Source organism: Shigella sp. FC1967, assembly GCF_001743005.1.
Lineage (GTDB): Bacteria > Pseudomonadota > Gammaproteobacteria > Enterobacterales > Enterobacteriaceae > Proteus.
In genome coordinates this window covers 1-431 of record NZ_MIIZ01001265.1, presented here as the reverse complement: position 1 = coordinate 431, position 431 = coordinate 1, and the positions used below count along the sequence as shown (strand labels likewise).

Genomic DNA, 431 nt, shown 5'->3' with positions numbered 1-431 from the left:
CGCCAGCGCTGAAGAAACCAGTTCTGTTATTACACAGCTAAGTCAAGCATTAGGCTCGGGTGTTCTTCGCGGTGAAGAATTTAATGCCGTTATGGAAAAATGGTGGGCGATTAGCAAAAAATGCTGGCTGATGGTATGGGGACGACGATTGGTGGCCTGCGTGAAAATGTCGCAAAGTGGACTACTCACGATGGATAAAATTGTTCCTATCCTGACAAATACGCAACAGTTACGAGCCGAATTTGAGCAATTACCAGCCACGGTAAGTGGGTCTGCACAGAAGATTGAAAATGCGTTCATGGCATGGATTGGCAATGTTAATGAAACATCAGGTGCTACTCGCACACTATCAACCGCAATGGAGGGGATTGCGAACAATATTGATGGTATAGCCTCTGTTTCTGGTGTGTTAATTGGTCTAGGTCTGGCGC

At 46.2% G+C, this 431-nt stretch carries 1 protein-coding gene; it reads left to right on the top strand.

What is annotated here, in order from left to right:
* Positions 1-431: tape measure protein (locus tag BHE89_RS20940; protein ID WP_286146399.1), on the top strand; the 431-nt coding region annotated here is incomplete at both ends.